Genomic DNA, 15,678 nt, shown 5'->3' with positions numbered 1-15,678 from the left:
GGCGCGGGGGCACTGCGCTGTTGCGGTGAAGATGAGTGGGTATGCGACGACGCTGGCCGAAGCGTGCGGTGTAGGACAGCGGGTTGTTTGCTTGGCGAGGGAGCGCGCGGGAGCGCGCTGCCTGATCACGGCCACCGCGCCACCCCGGCGGAGGCCGGGGCCCAGTTGGGAAAGCCGATGTGATGGAGGATCGTCCTTCGCCAGATGGGTCTCCCAACTGGGCCCCGCCTTCGCCGGGGTGGGTATTGGTTGGCAGGCGCGGGCGCTTCTTAGCTGTTCTCCCGCGAAGGCGGGAGCCCAGGGTCGCGGGCCATGGCGGTTGGAACCCTGGGCCCCCGCCTTCGCGGGGGAACGGCCCGAGGCTGAGGCGGTGACTTTCACCCGCCCGCCCGTCGGACGCGGCGAAGCCGTGCCCTGTGGGCGGGCTCCGTCGCGCCGGCCGGTCTAGCGCGAGGTTGCGCGTGCGCGCTTCCCGCGCTGCGCCTCAGTTCTTGGCTTTATCGACCAACGCGTTCTTCCCGATCCACGGCATCATCGCACGGAGCTCGGCACCGGTCTTCTCGATCGGATGCGCCAGCGCCTGCTTCCGCGCCGCCTTCAGTTCCGGCTGGCCGGCGCGGTTGTCGAGGATGAAGTTCTTGACGAAGCGTCCCGACTGAATGTCGGCGAGGACGCGCTTCATCTCGGCCTTGGTTTCATCGGTGATGATCCGTGGACCGGTCGTGATGTCGCCGTATTCAGCGGTGTTCGAGATCGAATAGCGCATGTTGGCGATGCCACCCTCATAGAGCAGGTCGACGATCAGCTTGGTCTCGTGGAGGCACTCGAAATAGGCCATTTCGGGCGCATAGCCGGCTTCGACCAGCGTCTCGAACCCGGCCTGGATCAGATGGGTGATGCCGCCGCAGAGCACGGCCTGCTCGCCGAACAGGTCGGTCTCGCATTCCTCGCGGAAGTTGGTCTCGATGATCCCCGAGCGACCGCCGCCGACGCCGCTGGCATAGGCCAGGCCGATGTCGTGCGCGTTGCCGCTCTTGTCCTGGTGGATCGCGATCAGGCAGGGGACGCCGCCGCCGCGGACATATTCGCTGCGCACGGTGTGGCCGGGGCCTTTCGGCGCGATCATGATGACGTCGAGATCGGCGCGCGGCTCGATCAGGCCGAAATGCACGTTGAGGCCGTGCGCGAACGCAATCGTCGCACCCTGCTTGAGGTGATCGTGGAGGTCGTCGGCATAGATCGCCGCCTGATGCTCGTCGGGCGCCAGGATCATGACGATGTCGGCCCAGGCCGCGGCTTCGCGGTTCGACTTGACCGCGAAGCCGGCGTCGATCGCCTTCTTGGCGGTGGCGGAGCCTTCGCGCAGCGCGATCGCGACGTCCTTGACGCCCGAATCGCGGAGGTTCTGGGCGTGGGCATGGCCCTGACTGCCATAGCCGATGATCGCGATCTTCTTGTCGGTGATCAGGTTCAGATCGGCGTCGCGATCGTAATAGACACGCATTGGGTAGTCCTTTCGTTCTCGAAATTGGCCGTCATGCTGAACTTGTTTCAGCATCCACCGCGCCACGAGCGGTGGCGGTCGGGGTAAGGTGGACCCTGAAACGAGTTCAGGGTGACGGAGGAAGATTGGGTTAGGCGGCCTCTTTGCCGCGGGCGATCGCGACGATGCCGGTTCTCGCGACCTCGATCAGGCCGACTTCCGCCATCAGCTCGACGAACTTGTCGATCTTGTCGCGGCCGCCGGTGACCTCGAAAACGAAGCTCGACGTCGTCGCGTCGACGACGCGGGCGCGGTAGACGTCGGCGAGGCGGAGCGCCTCGATCCGGTGGTCGCCGGTGCCGCGGACCTTCACCAGCGCGAGCTCACGTTCGACGTGCGCGCCGAGTGCGGTGAGGTCGGTGACGCTGTGGACCGGGATCAGCCGGTCGAGCTGTGCCAGGATCTGCTCCATCGTCGCGGCCGAGGCGGACGTGACGATGGTGATCCGGCTGACCGACTTGTCCGCGGTGATCTCGCTGACCGTCAGGCTCTCGATATTGTAGCCGCGCGCGGTGAACAGGCCGGCGATCCGGGCAAGGATGCCGGGTTCGTTGTCGACGACGACGGCGAGCGTGTGACGTTCGGTGGGGGCGGTGGTGATGTGCATGATTACTTTCCTCCCCTCCCGCTTGCGGGAGGGGGTAGGGGGTGGGCTCGCGGCCTGAGCGAGCGGAGCGTTTGGGGTGAGCGCGCGCCCACCCCCGGCCCCTCCCGCTTGCGGGAGGGGGGAAGACGAAGGGTCATCACACCAGTGCCTTCGCTTCGTCGTCCATCGTGCCCGAAACTTCGTTGGCTTGCAGGATCATGTCGGTATGCGCCGCGCCCGAGGGGATCATCGGGAAGCAGTTGGCGAGTTTCGACACGCGGCAGTCGACGATCACTGGGCCGTCGTGATCGAGCATCGCGGCGATCCCGGCGTCGAGGTCGTCGTTGGTCTCGATCCGGATTCCCTTCCAGCCATACGCCTCGCCGAGCTTCACGAAGTCCGGCAGGGAATCGCTGTAACTCTCTGAATAGCGGCTCTCATAGGTGAGTTCCTGCCACTGGCGGACCATCCCCATATATTCGTTGTTGAGGATGAATATCTTGACCGGCAGGCGGTATTGCGCGGCGGTGGCGAGCTCCTGAATGTTCATCTGGATCGACGCCTCGCCGGCGATATCGATCACCAGCGCATTCGGATTGCCGAGCTGCGCACCGATCGCGGCGGGCAGGCCGTAGCCCATCGTGCCGAGACCGCCGCTCGTCAGCCATTTGTTCGGCAATTCGAATCCGTAATAGAGCGCCGCCCACATCTGGTGCTGGCCGACCTCGGTGGTGATGATCGGGCTGCGCGCGTGCGTCGCCTCCCACAGCGCACGGATGGCGCGCTGCGGTGCGATCTCATCGGCGGTCTCGGGGAAGTCGAGGCACTTGATCGCGCGCCAGCCGGCGATGCGCTGCTGCCACTCGGTCGTGTCGGGCTTCGGGTGCTGGCGCGCCTTCCAGATCCGCACCATGTCCTCGAGCGCATGGCCGACATCGGCGATGATCGCGAGGTCGACGCGCACCGTCTTGTTCACCGACGAGCGGTCGATGTCGATGTGCACTTTCCGCGAATTCGGGCTGAACGCATCGAGCCGCCCGGTGACGCGGTCGTCGAACCGGCTGCCTAGTGCGACCACGAGGTCGGCCTGGTTCATCGCCATGTTGGCTTCATAAGTGCCGTGCATGCCGAGCATGCCGAGCCAATGCTCGCCACTCGCCGGATAGGCACCCAGGCCCATCAGCGTCGAGGTCACCGGCGCCCCGGTGATGCGGACCAGTTCGCGCAGCAGCTGCGACGCCGCCGGACCCGAGTTGATGATGCCGCCGCCGGTGTACAGGATCGGGCGTTCGGCGGCCGCGAGCATGTCGACCAGCTGTTCGATCTGGCTTTGGTCGGCCTTGACCTGCGGGCGATAGGTCTTGTGCTGGATCGGGCCGGGCTTGGTGTAGCGCGCGGTGGCGACCTGGACGTCCTTGGGGATGTCGACCACCACCGGGCCGGGGCGACCCGAAGTGGCGATATGGAATGCCTCGTGGATCACGTCGCCGAGCTTGGCAGGGTCCTTCACCAGGTAATTGTGCTTCGTGCAGTGGCGGGTGATGCCGACGGTGTCGGCCTCCTGGAAGGCGTCGGTGCCGATCAGCGCGGTCGGCACCTGGCCGGTGATCACCACCATCGGGATCGAATCCATCAGCGCGTCGGTGATCCCGGTGACCGCATTGGTCGCGCCGGGGCCGGACGTCACCAGCACCACGCCGGGCTTGCCGGTCGAGCGGGCATATCCCTCGGCGGCGTGCGTCGCGGCCTGTTCGTGGCGAACCAGGATGTGCTTGATCCGCGAGCCGTTCGCGTTGGCGCGGAACAGCGCGTCGTAGATCGGCAGGACGGCGCCGCCCGGATAGCCGAAGACGACCTCCACGCCGAGATCGCCCAGCGCCTCGACCAGGATATCGGCTCCGCTCTTCTCGGCCATGTCATCGCGTCCTTCGTTGTTGTCGGCTGTCCTTACAGCCCTGCGGTGGCTGCGGCTACCCGTATCTAAAATGCGCGTCAAGGCTCTTTATTGTAATATAGTTGCTAATTGCTGCAGGTGCGTCGTGTCGGTAAGGCGGTGCCAGGCCGGGGGTGGCTGGTTGCGGAACCAGGTGTACTGGCGCTTGGCGTAGCGGCGCGTCACCAGGCGGAGCGCGTCGGCGGTGGCGGCGCGGTCGGTGGTGCCCGCGAGGAGCGCGGCGATTTCTGGCACACCGATGGTGCGGCGGATCGGGGCATCGGTGGGCAGGTCGGGGCGGGCGAGCAATGCCGCGACCTCGTCGATCGCACCGTCGTCGAGCATCATGGTGGTGCGGGCGTCGATGCGATCGAACAGCCAGTCGCGGTCGGGCAGCAGGATCGCGGCGCGCAGATCGATGCGGTCGCCGATCCCGCCCGACGGTGCGGCCTGCCAATCGGACAGCGTCCGACCGGTCGCGCGGACCACCTCCAGCGCGCGGGCGACGCGGGTGGTGTCGTTGGCCGACAGCCGGGCGGCGGCTGCGGGGTCTTCGCGGGTCAGCGCCGCGTGGGCTTCGCCCACCGGCAGCGCGCGGACCGCGGCGCGGAGGTCGGCGGGAATCTCGGGGACTGGGGCGATGCCTTCGATCAGCGTGCGAAGGTAGAGGCCGGTGCCGCCGACCAGGATCGGGAGCTTGCCCTGACCGAGTACGGTATCGATCGCGGTGCGCGCTTCGCTGGCCCAGCGGGCGGCGGAATAGCCGGTGTCGGCCGCGTCGACATGGCCGAACAGAATGTGCGGGACATCGGCTTCCTCATCCTCCGAGGGGCGGGCGGTGACGATTCTGAGGTCGGCATAGACCTGCGCGGAGTCCGCGTTGATCACGACGCCGTCATGCGCCTGCGCGGTCGCGACGGCGAGCGCGGACTTGCCGCTCGCGGTCGGCCCTGCGATGAGCGCGACCTTTGGCCGGTCGGAGATATCCATGTTCATCGCCACGTTGATAGCATCGGCCAGCGCATCCGCCACGCTGACCGCAGGGGATATTTCCAGCGCGATGGACCGGCTGGCGGCAGCTGGCTGTGCCCCGGGCGGGCAGGGCTGGATCGACGAGGGCGCCGCCGCGGACCTGATGTTCGGGATGGCGCCGGACGCCGCTCGCGTTGCACTGGAAGGCGTGTTCGCGGGGACCGACGTCGTCGTGCAGCCGAGCCATGCGCGCGCCAAGTCGCTGCTGATCGCGGACATGGATTCGACGATGATCACGGTCGAATGCATCGACGAACTCGCCGACTATGCCGGGATCAAGCCGCACATCGCCGAGATCACCGAACGCGCGATGCGCGGCGAGCTCGATTTCGCGGCGGCGCTGGATGCACGGGTGGCGTTGCTCAAGGGGCTCGACGAGGGCGACATCACGCGCTGCTTGGCCGAGCGCGTGACGATCATGCCGGGCGCGAAGGCGCTGGTCCGCACGATGCGCGCGCGCGGCTGCCTTACGATCCTGGTGTCGGGCGGGTTCACGCGGTTCGCCGACCCGGTCACCGCCGAGATCGGATTCGACCGCGCGATCGCCAACGTGCTGGAGATCGCGGATGGGCGGCTGGCGGGGACCGTCGCGAAACCGATCGTAGGGTCGGACACCAAGCTCGCAACGCTGGAAGCCGCTGTCACGGAGCGCGGGATCGCGATCGAGGCGACGCTGGCGGTCGGCGATGGCGCCAACGACCTGGCGATGATCCGCGCGGCAGGGCTGGGGGTCGCCTATCACGCCAAGCCGGTGGTCGCGGCGGCAGCGGCGGCGCGGATCGATCACGGCGACCTGACCGCGCTGCTCTATGCGCAGGGGATCGCACGCTCGACGTGGGTTCGCGAATAACTAGTCATCCCGGGACTGGCCCGGGATGACGGAGGTCATGCGGCCTTGAGTGGCGTACCCGCGACCTGGCAGACGAAGCTGGCGAGTTCCTCGCGGAGCGGCAGGCCCTTGATCGGGCGGAGCGGACCGTCGTGGACGGGGGTGGTTTCGACGAGCGCACGGTTGGGGCCGGTGCCGAGGACGTGGAACAGGCGCTTGTCGCAATCGACCTCGGCGCGGGCATAGGCGATGCGGTTGTCGTGTTCCTGGCGGATGATCGCGATGTGCGTATCGGTCAGCGCCTTGCGCTCGCGCAGCAGGTAATAGCGCGACGACGTGTCGGACGGCGTCGGGATCAGGCGGCCCTGGACCGTGTAGGACTCGCGCGCAGGTCGGGCGACCTCGGTGTCCGCCAGGTTCCGCAGCGATACGGTGTCGTTGGTGGTCGCGGCGTTATCGGCGGTCGGCGCCGGCGAACAGGCGCACGCCAAGGTAGCGCCGGCAACGGCCAGCGCGAGGGTATTGAAACGCATTACATCTTTCTCCCGGTCGATGTTCGATCTCAACGACCGCGCCGGGAGATTGATCCATATCAGGGCGCGACGACGACGCAGGACTGTCCGGATGCTGCGCAGGCCTTGGCCGCTGCGGCTTTCGAGGCGAACCCGCCGGCCTGCAGGCGCGTGACCGTACCGGCCTTGACGTAATAGGGCTGGGCGCCGCCGAGCTTGCCGCGGACGCGGTTCCACAGGCCCTCGGCACTGCCCGGGGTACCGAACGCGCCGAGCTGGATGCGCCAGTTGCCCGAGGCGGTTGGTTTCGGCGCAGGCTTGGTCGGTACGGGCTTTGCGACCGCGACGGGCTTCGCGACGTGCGTTGGACGGACGGGCTCGGTCCGGGCGGGCGGGGTCCGCACTGGGGTCCGGGGCGGCGGCGTCTGAACTGCCGGAGCCTGGGCTGTCGGAGTCTGGGCTACCTGCGGACGCGAGGCTGAAGCGGGGCGGTCGTTGGGCACGGTCCGGCCGGGACGCGTGCCGGTCGGCGCCGGTGCCATGCTGGTCTGCGCGGCATATTGCCGGGCGAGCATTGTCCCCTTTTCGCGGTCCGCCGGCGAGATGTACTGATCCATCTGCGCCAGCGTCTGCGACGCGGACTGCAGCCCCGATTCCGAGGCGCGGGTCATCAGCGCATACGCACGCGGATAATCGCGCGCGACGCCGTCGCCGTTGAACAGCATCGTGCCAAGCACCAGCTGGGTCCGCGGTTCGCCGCGCGCGACCGATTTCTCGAGCCAAGGCCGCGCCTCGGCCTTCTTGCCCGACTGGAACAGCGCCAGCCCGTAATTGTCCTCGGCTTGCAGGTGCCCCTGGACCGCGGCCTTGCGGAACCAGCTTTCGGCCAATGCAGGGTCGAGCGGCACGCCGCGACCGAGCTTGTAGGCCTGGGCGAGGTTGAACTGCGCGTCGGCGTCGCCGGCGATCGCGAGGGGGCGCCATTCGGCCACCGCCTTGGGGAAATCGCCCTTGGACCAGGCGTCGACCCCAGCCTTGACGTCTGCACCTGCGGGCATCGCCGCCGCCATCAGGCCGCCCGCCACCGCGCTCAAAATCAGCTTCCGCATCGTCGTACCCCACACCCGTCCATCGGCACCCGTCATGCCGCTGTTCCGCCGCGAACGCAAAGGCGAAGGCAAACGCCCGGTTTACCATCGACATGCACCATAGAAGACCGGTCGGCGTTAACTGCATCTTAGCAGCGCGCATGGCATTGCCCCCGTCAATTGATGGAGTTCGGGGGACTATGCGCGTTCTAGCGTTGGCATCGCAAAAGGGGGGGTCGGGCAAGACCACCCTGTCGGGACATCTGGCCGTACAGGCGCAGATGGCCGGGCATGGACCCGTGGTGCTGATCGATATCGACCCGCAAGGATCGCTGTCCGATTGGTGGAACGAGCGCGAGGCGGAGTATCCCGCCTTTGCGCAGACCACGGTGGCGCGCCTGGCCGCCGATCTCGAACTGCTCCGCCAGCAGGGCTTCAAGCTGGCGATGATCGATACGCCGCCGGCGATCACGCTGGCGATCCAGAGCGTGATCGCGGTCGCCGAGCTGATCGTGGTGCCGACCCGGCCGAGCCCGCACGATTTGCGCGCGGTCGGCGCCACCGTCGATTTGTGCGAGCGCGCCGGCAAGCCGCTGATCTTCGTCGTCAACGCCGCGACGCCCAAGGCGCGGATCACCTCCGACGTGGTGGTTGCGCTGTCGCAGCACGGCACCGTCGCGCCGGTGACGATCCACCAGCGCACCGATTTCGCGGCGTCGATGATCGACGGCCGCACCGTGATGGAGGTCGACCCCAAGGGCAAGTCGGCCGCCGAGGTCGCGGCCTTGTGGGTCTATATCTGCGACCGGCTCGAGAAGAATTTTCGCCGTACGGTGTTCAGCGTGCCTGCCGCGCCGGCCGCCTACGGCCAGCGCAACGTCGCGAGCGGCTTCGGTCGCCGGGTGGTGGGATGATGGCGCAGCCAAAGGCCATCGCCTCGCTGTCGTCGTCGCTGCTGGCCCGCAAGGGTGGCGCGCGACCGGCGATGCGTCCGCAGGGGTTCGGGATGCTCGGTGCGCTGCCGTCGACCGCCGACGATCTCGGCTGGAACGACATGGGTGCGCCCGAGCCGGAAAACGCCGGGGTGCCACCGGTGCTGGTCGAGCGCGAGGTGCTGAAGGCCGAGATCGAGGGGTCTCCGGTTGCGATCCTCCCGACGGCTGTCGCTGCGGTATCGGTCGCCACCGCGACCCGGATCGGTCGCGAGAGCGCCAAGCTGACCAAGGGTTCCAAAGCCGCGTTCACGCTGCGGCTCGACGTCGATCGGCATCTGCAGCTGCGGATCGCGAGTGCGCTCACCAATCTATCGTCCCAGAAGCTTGTGACCCAGGCGCTGGATGCATTCCTGTTGTCCTTGCCCGAGGTGGATGCGCTGATCGCGCAGCTGCCCGTGGCAAAGACGGCGAAATAGGGGTTCTTCCGATGAAGACCAAATTCGTGATGGCAGGGTTGTCGGCCCTGATGCTCGGTGGCTCGATGGTCGGGTGCGCAGCCAATGACGGCGGCATCGCCACCGCCAGCGACCGCGCCGGCGCGCTGGCGAGCAAGAGCGCCGCGAGCGAGGCCGGGCGCGCGCAGTCGGCGCTGGGCCGGAAGAACGGCGCGGCGGCGATCGGTTATGCCGAGCATGCGGTCGCGCTGATGCCGGCTTCGGCGGAATATCGCCAGTTGCTGGCACAGAGCTATTTGCAGGGCGGGCGGTTCGCGTCGGCGACGCAGGCGTACCGCGACGTGCTGACGCTGTCGCAGGGCAACGGCAAGGCGGCGCTGAACCTGGCGCTGTCGCAGGTCGCGACCGGCGACTGGCAGGCGGCACGGGCGACGCTCGCAACCTATGAGACGGTGATCCCGGCGGCGGATCGCGGGCTTGCGCTGTCGCTGGCGGGGGATACCCCGAACGGCATCGCCGTGCTGACCGCGCTGGCGCGCTCGCCCGAGACCAGTGCGAAGGTCCGGCAGAATCTGGCGCTGAGCTTTGCGCTGGCGGGGAACTGGCAAGCGGCGCGCGTGGTCGCAGCGGCGGACATGGCGCCGGCGGATGTCGATGCGCGGCTCGAGCAATGGGCGGCGTTCGCACAGCCGGCCAAGGCGTCGGACCAGGTCGCGGGATTGCTCGGCGTGCGCGCGGTACAGGATGCCGGACAGCCGATGGCGCTCGCGCTGAACGCGGCGCCGGTTGCTCGCGATGCCGAGCCGACGGCGATGGCGGCGGTCGAAGCGCCGGCCGGTCCGCTCGTCGTGGCGGCACCGGTCGCGGTGGCGGACGTGCCGGCGGCAACGGGCGGGCTTGCGAAAGTTTCGTTCGGACCGCGGCAGGAGGTGGTGCAGGCCTTGCCGACGATGCTGCTGCGACCGGCTGGCGCAACCAAGGTAGCGTTGGCGCAGCGGGCGCCGATGCCGGTTGCTGCGGTGCGCAAGCCGATGGCGGGTGAATGGTACGTCCAGCTCGGTGCTTTCGAAAGCCCGGGCGTGGCGAAGGACGCCTGGGGCCGCGCCACGCGCCGCTTCGCGGGGTTCGCAGGACGCGCGCCGAACGGCGTCAATTTCCGGGCGAAGGGCGAGGAGTTCTATCGCCTGTCGGTCGGCGGTTTCAGCCGCGCGGACGCGAATTCGGTGTGCCGCCAGTATCGCGCCAAAGGCGGCGACTGCTTCGTGCGCGCCGCCGCCGGAGACCAGATGGCGCAGTGGGTGCGCAAGTCCGGGATGCAGCTCGCCTCACGGTAGGGCTAATCGGCGAGGTCGCTAGCTAGGCCACCTCGCGTCCGCCCTTCCATAGGCGCAACACCTTGCCCTGGACCGGCAGCCCGTCGAACGGCATATTGCCGGCCTTGGCCTTGAACGCCTCGCCGACGATCTGCCACGGCGCCTGCGGGTCGTAGAGCAGCAGGTCGGCGGGCTTGCCCACCTCCAGCGTTCCGGTATCGATCCCAAGGACTTGCGCCGGGTTACGCGCAAGCAGCGCGAACATGCGCGCGACGTCGATCGCCCCGTCGCGGACCAGCATCAGCGCGAGCGGGAGCAGCGTTTCGGCGCCCGCCATGCCGGCGTCGGAGTCGGCGAACGGCAGCCGCTTGGCTTCGGGACCATGCGGGTCGTGCGCCGAGCACAGGACGTCGATGGTGCCGTCGGCGATCGCGGCGATCGCGGCGCGGCGGTCATCCTCTCCACGCAGCGGCGGCGACAGATGCGCGAAGGTGCGGAAGTCGCTGACCGCGATATCCGAGAGATGGAGATAGGCCGGGCTGATGCCGCAGGTTACCGCGACGCCGCGGCGCTTGGCGGCGCGGATCAGGTCGAAGCCGGCGGCGGTCGTGACCTGGCGGACGTGCAGACGCGCACCGGTTTCTTCGGCCAGCATCAGGTCGCGGGCGATCGCCAGCGCTTCGGCGATCGCTGGCGCGGCGGGCAGACCGAGGCGGGTGGCGGTCTCGCCTGCGGTCGCGACTGCGCCGGCGGTGAGGCCACCATCCTCGGCATGCGCGACGACCGCGACGTCGAGATCGCGGGCATAGGCGAGGACGCGGTGCATCACGCCCGTATCGGCGATCCAGCGGCGTCCGGTGCCGACTGCGCGCGCGCCGGCGGACAGGCATATCGCCATTTCGGCAAGGTCCTGTCCGTCCAGCCCGCGGGTGGCCGCAGCGATCGGGTGTATCCAGAGGTCGGGCTTGCCGATCAATGCGGCGCGCTGGACGATGCCGGGATCGTCGAGCACCGGCGACTGATCTGGCATCACGCCGACGCGGACGATCCCGCCGGCGCGGAACGCCGCACGGTCGATCGCGAACACGCCGAGGTCGACGATGCCGGGTGCCAGCGTCTTGCCGTTGCAGTCGATGGTTTCGGCGTCCGAGGGGACATCGAACATTCCGGTCGCGGCGATGACGCCGTCGCGGACCAGCACGCCGCCACGCGATACGCCGCCGACCGGGCAGACCAGTTCGGCATTCAGCAACGCGCGGATCATGCCCAGCCCTCCACGCCGCGCGCTCGGCGGGTCAGCACGTCGAGGCACGCCATGCGGACCGCGACGCCCATTTCCACCTGTTCGGTGATCGCCGAGCGGGCGTGGTCGGCGACCGCGGAGTCGATCTCGACGCCGCGGTTCATCGGGCCGGGGTGCATCACCAGCGCATCTGGCGCCGCACGCGCGAGGCGGTCGAGCGTCAGGCCGTAGCGGAGCCGATATTCGCGCGTGGAGGGGACGTAGGCGCCGGCCATCCGCTCGTTCTGTAGCCGCAGCATCATCACCACGTCCGCACCCTCCAGCGCCTTGTCGAAATCGGTGAAGGGCGTGACGCCCATCCGCTCGATCGCCGGCGGCATCAGCGTCGAGGGGGCGCAGACCCGGACCTCCGCAGCGAGCGCGGTGAGCGCGAGGATGTTCGATCGCGCGACGCGACTGTGGAGCAAATCGCCGCATATCACAACGCGTTGCCCGGCGACGCTGCCACGACGCCGGCGGATCGTCAGCGCGTCGAGCAAAGCTTGCGTCGGATGTTCGTGGCGGCCGTCGCCAGCGTTGAGCACGGGACAATCGACCTTCCCCGCAATCAGCCGCACCGCGCCCGAACTCATGTGGCGGATGACGATGACGTCGGCGCGCATCGCGTTGAGCGTCATCGCGGTGTCGATCAGCGTCTCGCCCTTCTTCACGCTCGACTGCGCGGCGTGCATGTTGACGACGTCGGCGCCGAGCCGCTTGCCGGCGATCTCGAACGAGAGGAGGGTGCGCGTGCTGTTTTCGAAGAACGCGTTGATCTGGGTGAGGCCGGCGAGCCGCTTGTCGGGCGTCGCGTGAGTCCGATTCGCCTCGACCCAAGCCTCGGCTTCGTCGAGCAGGAAGGCGATCTCGTGCGGCTGGAGGCCGTCGATACCGGTGAGGTGCCGGTGCGGAAAAACCGCGCCGCCCTGGATCAGGGTGGCGGGTCGATGATCGGACATGCGCATTGAAGCGGCGAGGTAGCGGGCGTGGCCGCGACGGGCAAGCGATGCGCGTAGTTAACCGCTGGTTAGGCGAGGGGTGGCACTGTGGCGGCGGCAGGGGGATGATGTTGCAGGACGGTTCGTGTTGGTGGGAGCGTCGGTGGGTTTGCGCGGCGCTGGCGTTTGCGTGCGCAATCCCATTGCTTTGGCCGACGCTGCCGCCGCTCGCCGATCTGCCGGGGCATATGGGTCGGTGGCATATCGCCATGACGCTGCACGGTTCGGCCGATTTGCAGCGGTACTATGATTACCATTGGGCGGTGATCCCGAATTTGGGGATGGACCTGCTGGTACCGGCGCTGGCGTCGATCTTCGGGCTGGAACTGGCGACCAAGCTGGCGGTGATGGCGATCCCGGTGCTGACCGCGGCGGGGTTGCTGTGGTCGGCGCGCGAGGCGCATGGCCGGGTGCCGCCGACCGCGCTGTTTGCGCTGCCGCTGGTTTATGCCTGGCCGTTCCAGTTCGGGTTCGTCAATTTCGCCTTGGCGCAGGCGCTGGCGTTCTGCGCGTTCGCGTTGTGGTTGCGGCTCGGGCGGCAGGGGCGGTTCGGGTTGCGCGCGGCGCTGTTCGTTCCGATCGCCTGCGTGATCTGGGTAACGCACAGTTTCGGCTGGGGGATGCTGGGGCTGATGGCTGCGGGGGCGGAGCTTGCCCGGTTGCGGATGGCCGGCAGGGGCTGGGTATTCGCGCTGATCGGCGCGGGGGTGCAGTGCATTCCGCTGATCGTGCCGCTGGCCTTCATGGTCGGGGGTGGTCACGCGGGGCTGGGCGCGGACGACTGGTTCGACTGGTCGGCCAAGCTGTTGTGGCTGCTCGGGATGTTGCGGGATCGCTGGCAGTGGTTCGACCTGGCGTCGCTGCTCCCGCTGATCGCCATGGTCTGCGTTGGCGCGCGCAGCCCAAGGCTCGGGCTGTCGCCGCTGCTCGCCTGGCCCGCCTTGCTGTGCCTCGCGGCGTTCGTGCTGTTGCCGCGATTGCTGATGGGGGGCGCCTATGTCGATATGCGGATGATCCCGGCGGCGACGATGTTGGCCCTCATCGCCATTGCGCCGCCGTCCGCTGCGCGGTTGGGCCGGACGCTGGCGATGCTAGGGCTCGTCTTTCTGCTCGTTCGGCTGGCTGGGACGACGGCGAGCTTCGTGATCCGGTCCGCCGAGCAGCAGAGCGAACTTGCCGCGATCGAGGCGATTCCGCGGGGGGCGACGGTTCTGACGCTGGTCGCACGACCTTGCGGCGACCTTTGGGGCGAGCAACGGCTGGATGCGCTGCCCGGGATCGCCGTGGTGCGGCGCGATGCCTTCGTTAACAGCGGTTGGGCGCTCGCGGGGCAGCAACTGCTGACCGTGCGGTACCGCGCGGCGGGGCCGTACCAAGCGGATCCGTCGCAGCAGATGCAGGCGGCGGGGTGTTCGCTGGGCGGACCGGATTTCGTCCACGCGATCGCGACCTTTCCGCGACCGGCGTTTGGCTATGTCTGGACGATCGGGTTTCCGTCGGGGACGGCGAGAGCCACCGACCTGCGGCCGATATGGAGCAACGGACGGTCGGCGCTGTACCGCGTGGTGCGCTAGATCTGGACCGAAACCAGCGCGTCGATCGCAGCCTGAAGGATGACGGCGGCGGCGTGGTTGTCGATCCGTTCGGCACGTTTGGCGCGGCTGATGTCCTGTTCGATCAATACCCGTTCGGCGGCGACCGTTGACCAGCGTTCGTCCCACAACAGAATGGGATAGCCGAGGTCCTTGAGGTTCTGCGCGAAGGCTCGCGTCGATTGCGAGCGCGGGCTCTCGCTGCCGTCGAGGTTGATCGGCAGGCCGATGACCAGACCGACGACAACCTGCTTGGCGATCAGTTCGACCAGCGCGGCCTTGTCCTTCTGGAACTTGGTCCGGCGTACCAGCGTCGCGGGACTGGCGAAGCTCCAGCCGGCGTCGCACAGCGCGGTGCCGATCGTCTTGGTGCCGACATCGAGCCCGATCAGCCGGCCGCCATTGGGCAGCGCATCGCGAAACTCTGCTGCAGACAGCGTAATCACTTGAAAGCGGCCAGTCGGCGGTTCGCGTCGGCGCGGACGTTGGCCCAGAACAGGCTGTAGTCGTAGACGTGGAAATTGTTGCCGGGCAGCACGTACGGCCCGACGTCCGGGGCGTCCCCGATCGCGAGGAAGCCGCGATCGATGCAGCGCGCCGGCACGCGGCCGGCGACGATCTGCGCGGTGCCGAGATCCTTCGACGGATACAGCGTGCCGAGGTTGGCCGACGCCGGGGCCGGGGTGTCGGGACGACCGAGCAGCGGGTTGGTGCAGACCATCGGCGTATGATCGCGCGGCCGGCCGTCGAAACCTATGGTCTTGTCGTAGGTGTCGACGATCAGCGACGGGTCGGCGGGCTCGGCGAAGCTCTGCCACGACAAAATGCAGCGGATCTGCGCCGGCTCGCGGCATTCGTGCAGGCCCATCCGCGGCAGATCGGTGGTGCGCGACACCGGCCAGCCGACGACATAGGCCGCGACGATCCGCTTCGCGAGTGCGGGGTCGGTGGCGACGCGGTCGCGGAGCAAACGGGTCAGGTGGAGTGCGCCCTGGCTATGCCCCGCCAGAATGATCGGCCGGGTCGGGCCGACCTGTTTCAGGAAGGCGTCGAACGCGGCCGAAACGTCGCCATATGCCAATTGCAGAGCGCGCGCGCTGCTGTCGGCGCTGGTCAGGAACGCGCCGAACGTCGCCTGGCGGTAGCGAGGTGCCCAGATGTCGCCGGCGGCGTTGAACGCGCTCGCCTGGCCACGCAGGAACAGGTCCGCCCGCGCGTTGGTCTCCGGGTCGTCGATCGGCGCGTTCCAGTGGTCGCGGCTGACATAGGAGGTGGGGTGGATGAAGAAGATGGCAGCACCCGTGCCGCGGGCGCCGGCGGTATAGCCGGGCGGGGTCCACAATGCCGGGTTGCCGGGCTTGTCGGGGCGGGCCAGCCACATCGCCGGGCGTTCGTAAAGTGCCGCGGCGACGCGCGGCTTTTCGTGGAACGCCTCGCCCGGCACCATCGCGAACCGCATCAACTGCGTGCCGAACAGCCGATAGGCAAACGCCGCGGCGATCGCGAGGACGATCAGCGCGGAAACGAAATAGAGGAATTTGCGGGCCAAGCGGGACTTTCTGGCGGGGGGCGAGGCTCGC

15 protein-coding genes are annotated in these 15,678 nt (G+C 68.3%); 5 read left to right on the top strand and 10 right to left on the bottom strand.

Annotated features, from left to right (window positions below; genetic code table 11):
• Positions 1-484: 484 nt before the first annotated feature.
• From ilvC to miaA, 4 genes are all read right to left on the bottom strand, one after another.
• Positions 485-1,504 carry a ketol-acid reductoisomerase gene (ilvC, locus tag SJY20_RS10300; protein WP_380786761.1) on the bottom strand — a complete coding sequence of 340 codons (1,020 nt, stop codon included), beginning with the start codon at positions 1,502-1,504 and terminating at the stop codon, positions 485-487.
• A 130-nt stretch (positions 1,505-1,634) separates the two neighbouring features.
• Entirely contained in the window at positions 1,635-2,150 is a 516-nt protein-coding gene (ilvN, locus tag SJY20_RS10295) for an acetolactate synthase small subunit (protein ID WP_380786759.1), read from the bottom strand.
• 136 nt (positions 2,151-2,286) lie between these two features.
• Positions 2,287-4,044, bottom strand: a complete 1,758-nt coding sequence (locus SJY20_RS10290; RefSeq protein WP_380786757.1) for an acetolactate synthase 3 large subunit — start codon at positions 4,042-4,044, stop codon at positions 2,287-2,289.
• Between the two features lie 87 nt (positions 4,045-4,131).
• A complete protein-coding gene (miaA, locus tag SJY20_RS10285) occupies positions 4,132-5,052 on the bottom strand; it encodes a tRNA (adenosine(37)-N6)-dimethylallyltransferase MiaA (RefSeq protein WP_380786755.1) in 921 nt (306 codons plus the stop codon).
• On the opposite strand from miaA, the gene serB reads away from it, so the two are divergent.
• Complete coding sequence (gene serB, locus SJY20_RS10280) at positions 5,051-5,944, top strand: phosphoserine phosphatase SerB (RefSeq protein WP_380786753.1); 894 nt, start codon at positions 5,051-5,053, stop codon at positions 5,942-5,944. The two genes, miaA and serB, sit on opposite strands and share 2 nt — an antisense overlap.
• 35 nt (positions 5,945-5,979) lie before the next feature.
• On the opposite strand, the gene SJY20_RS10275 is transcribed toward serB, so the two are convergent.
• Together SJY20_RS10275 and SJY20_RS10270 are read right to left on the bottom strand one after the other, a co-directional pair.
• Positions 5,980-6,456 carry a hypothetical protein gene (locus tag SJY20_RS10275; RefSeq protein ID WP_380786752.1) on the bottom strand — a complete coding sequence of 159 codons (477 nt, stop codon included), beginning with the start codon at positions 6,454-6,456 and terminating at the stop codon, positions 5,980-5,982.
• Positions 6,457-6,515: 59 nt separating this feature from the next.
• The gene (locus SJY20_RS10270) at positions 6,516-7,580 is read right to left on the bottom strand and encodes an SPOR domain-containing protein (protein WP_380786750.1); all 1,065 of its coding nucleotides are present in this window, start codon (positions 7,578-7,580) and stop codon (positions 6,516-6,518) included.
• A gap of 143 nt (positions 7,581-7,723) precedes the next feature.
• Between SJY20_RS10270 and SJY20_RS10265 the strand changes: the two genes are divergently transcribed.
• From SJY20_RS10265 to SJY20_RS10255, 3 genes are read left to right on the top strand one after another with little or no spacing between them, the layout of a single operon-like run.
• On the top strand, positions 7,724-8,437 hold the full coding sequence (locus tag SJY20_RS10265) for an AAA family ATPase (protein ID WP_380786748.1): 714 nt from the start codon (positions 7,724-7,726) through the stop codon (positions 8,435-8,437).
• The gene (locus SJY20_RS10260) at positions 8,437-8,934 is read left to right on the top strand and encodes a hypothetical protein (protein ID WP_380786745.1); all 498 of its coding nucleotides are present in this window, start codon (positions 8,437-8,439) and stop codon (positions 8,932-8,934) included. The genes SJY20_RS10265 and SJY20_RS10260 overlap by 1 nt, the downstream gene beginning before the upstream one ends.
• Positions 8,935-8,945: 11 nt before the next feature.
• Complete coding sequence (locus SJY20_RS10255) at positions 8,946-10,247, top strand: SPOR domain-containing protein (protein ID WP_380786744.1); 1,302 nt, start codon at positions 8,946-8,948, stop codon at positions 10,245-10,247.
• A 22-nt stretch (positions 10,248-10,269) separates the two neighbouring features.
• Here the strand turns inward: SJY20_RS10255 and SJY20_RS10250 are convergent, their stop codons facing one another.
• Both SJY20_RS10250 and SJY20_RS10245 read right to left on the bottom strand, forming a co-directional pair.
• Entirely contained in the window at positions 10,270-11,490 is a 1,221-nt protein-coding gene (locus tag SJY20_RS10250) for a dihydroorotase family protein (protein WP_380786742.1), read from the bottom strand.
• On the bottom strand, positions 11,487-12,473 hold the full coding sequence (locus SJY20_RS10245; RefSeq protein WP_380786741.1) for an aspartate carbamoyltransferase catalytic subunit: 987 nt from the start codon (positions 12,471-12,473) through the stop codon (positions 11,487-11,489). Before SJY20_RS10245 ends, SJY20_RS10250 begins: the two co-directional genes overlap by 4 nt.
• 176 nt (positions 12,474-12,649) lie before the next feature.
• Between SJY20_RS10245 and SJY20_RS10240 the strand changes: the two genes are divergently transcribed.
• Entirely contained in the window at positions 12,650-14,080 is a 1,431-nt protein-coding gene (locus SJY20_RS10240) for a hypothetical protein (RefSeq protein WP_380786739.1), read from the top strand.
• On the opposite strand, the gene ruvX is transcribed toward SJY20_RS10240, so the two are convergent.
• Positions 14,077-14,544, bottom strand: a complete 468-nt coding sequence (gene ruvX / locus SJY20_RS10235) for a Holliday junction resolvase RuvX (protein ID WP_380786737.1) — start codon at positions 14,542-14,544, stop codon at positions 14,077-14,079. The two genes, SJY20_RS10240 and ruvX, sit on opposite strands and share 4 nt — an antisense overlap.
• Positions 14,541-15,647, bottom strand: coding sequence for a DUF3089 domain-containing protein (locus SJY20_RS10230; RefSeq protein ID WP_380786735.1), 1,107 nt, complete (start codon positions 15,645-15,647; stop codon positions 14,541-14,543). Before SJY20_RS10230 ends, ruvX begins: the two co-directional genes overlap by 4 nt.
• Between the last annotated feature and the right edge of the window lie 31 nt (positions 15,648-15,678).

This window comes from Sphingomonas sp. R86521, assembly GCF_042466235.1.
GTDB lineage: Bacteria > Pseudomonadota > Alphaproteobacteria > Sphingomonadales > Sphingomonadaceae > Sphingomonas.
Note: the sequence above shows the minus strand (reverse complement) of the source record. Positions and strands in the feature narration are given on the sequence as shown.

Coding starts and splice junctions, on each gene's coding strand:
- ilvC (WP_380786761.1), bottom strand. CDS start 1,504: ATGCGTGTCTATTACGATCGCGACGCCGATCTGAACCTGATCACCGAC.
- ilvN (WP_380786759.1), bottom strand. CDS start 2,150: ATGCACATCACCACCGCCCCCACCGAACGTCACACGCTCGCCGTCGTC.
- SJY20_RS10290 (WP_380786757.1), bottom strand. CDS start 4,044: ATGGCCGAGAAGAGCGGAGCCGATATCCTGGTCGAGGCGCTGGGCGAT.
- serB (WP_380786753.1), top strand. CDS start 5,051: ATGTTCATCGCCACGTTGATAGCATCGGCCAGCGCATCCGCCACGCTG.
- miaA (WP_380786755.1), bottom strand. CDS start 5,052: ATGGATATCTCCGACCGGCCAAAGGTCGCGCTCATCGCAGGGCCGACC.
- SJY20_RS10275 (WP_380786752.1), bottom strand. CDS start 6,456: ATGCGTTTCAATACCCTCGCGCTGGCCGTTGCCGGCGCTACCTTGGCG.
- SJY20_RS10270 (WP_380786750.1), bottom strand. CDS start 7,580: ATGACGGGTGCCGATGGACGGGTGTGGGGTACGACGATGCGGAAGCTG.
- SJY20_RS10265 (WP_380786748.1), top strand. CDS start 7,724: ATGCGCGTTCTAGCGTTGGCATCGCAAAAGGGGGGGTCGGGCAAGACC.
- SJY20_RS10260 (WP_380786745.1), top strand. CDS start 8,437: ATGGCGCAGCCAAAGGCCATCGCCTCGCTGTCGTCGTCGCTGCTGGCC.
- SJY20_RS10255 (WP_380786744.1), top strand. CDS start 8,946: ATGAAGACCAAATTCGTGATGGCAGGGTTGTCGGCCCTGATGCTCGGT.
- SJY20_RS10250 (WP_380786742.1), bottom strand. CDS start 11,490: ATGATCCGCGCGTTGCTGAATGCCGAACTGGTCTGCCCGGTCGGCGGC.
- SJY20_RS10245 (WP_380786741.1), bottom strand. CDS start 12,473: ATGCGCATGTCCGATCATCGACCCGCCACCCTGATCCAGGGCGGCGCG.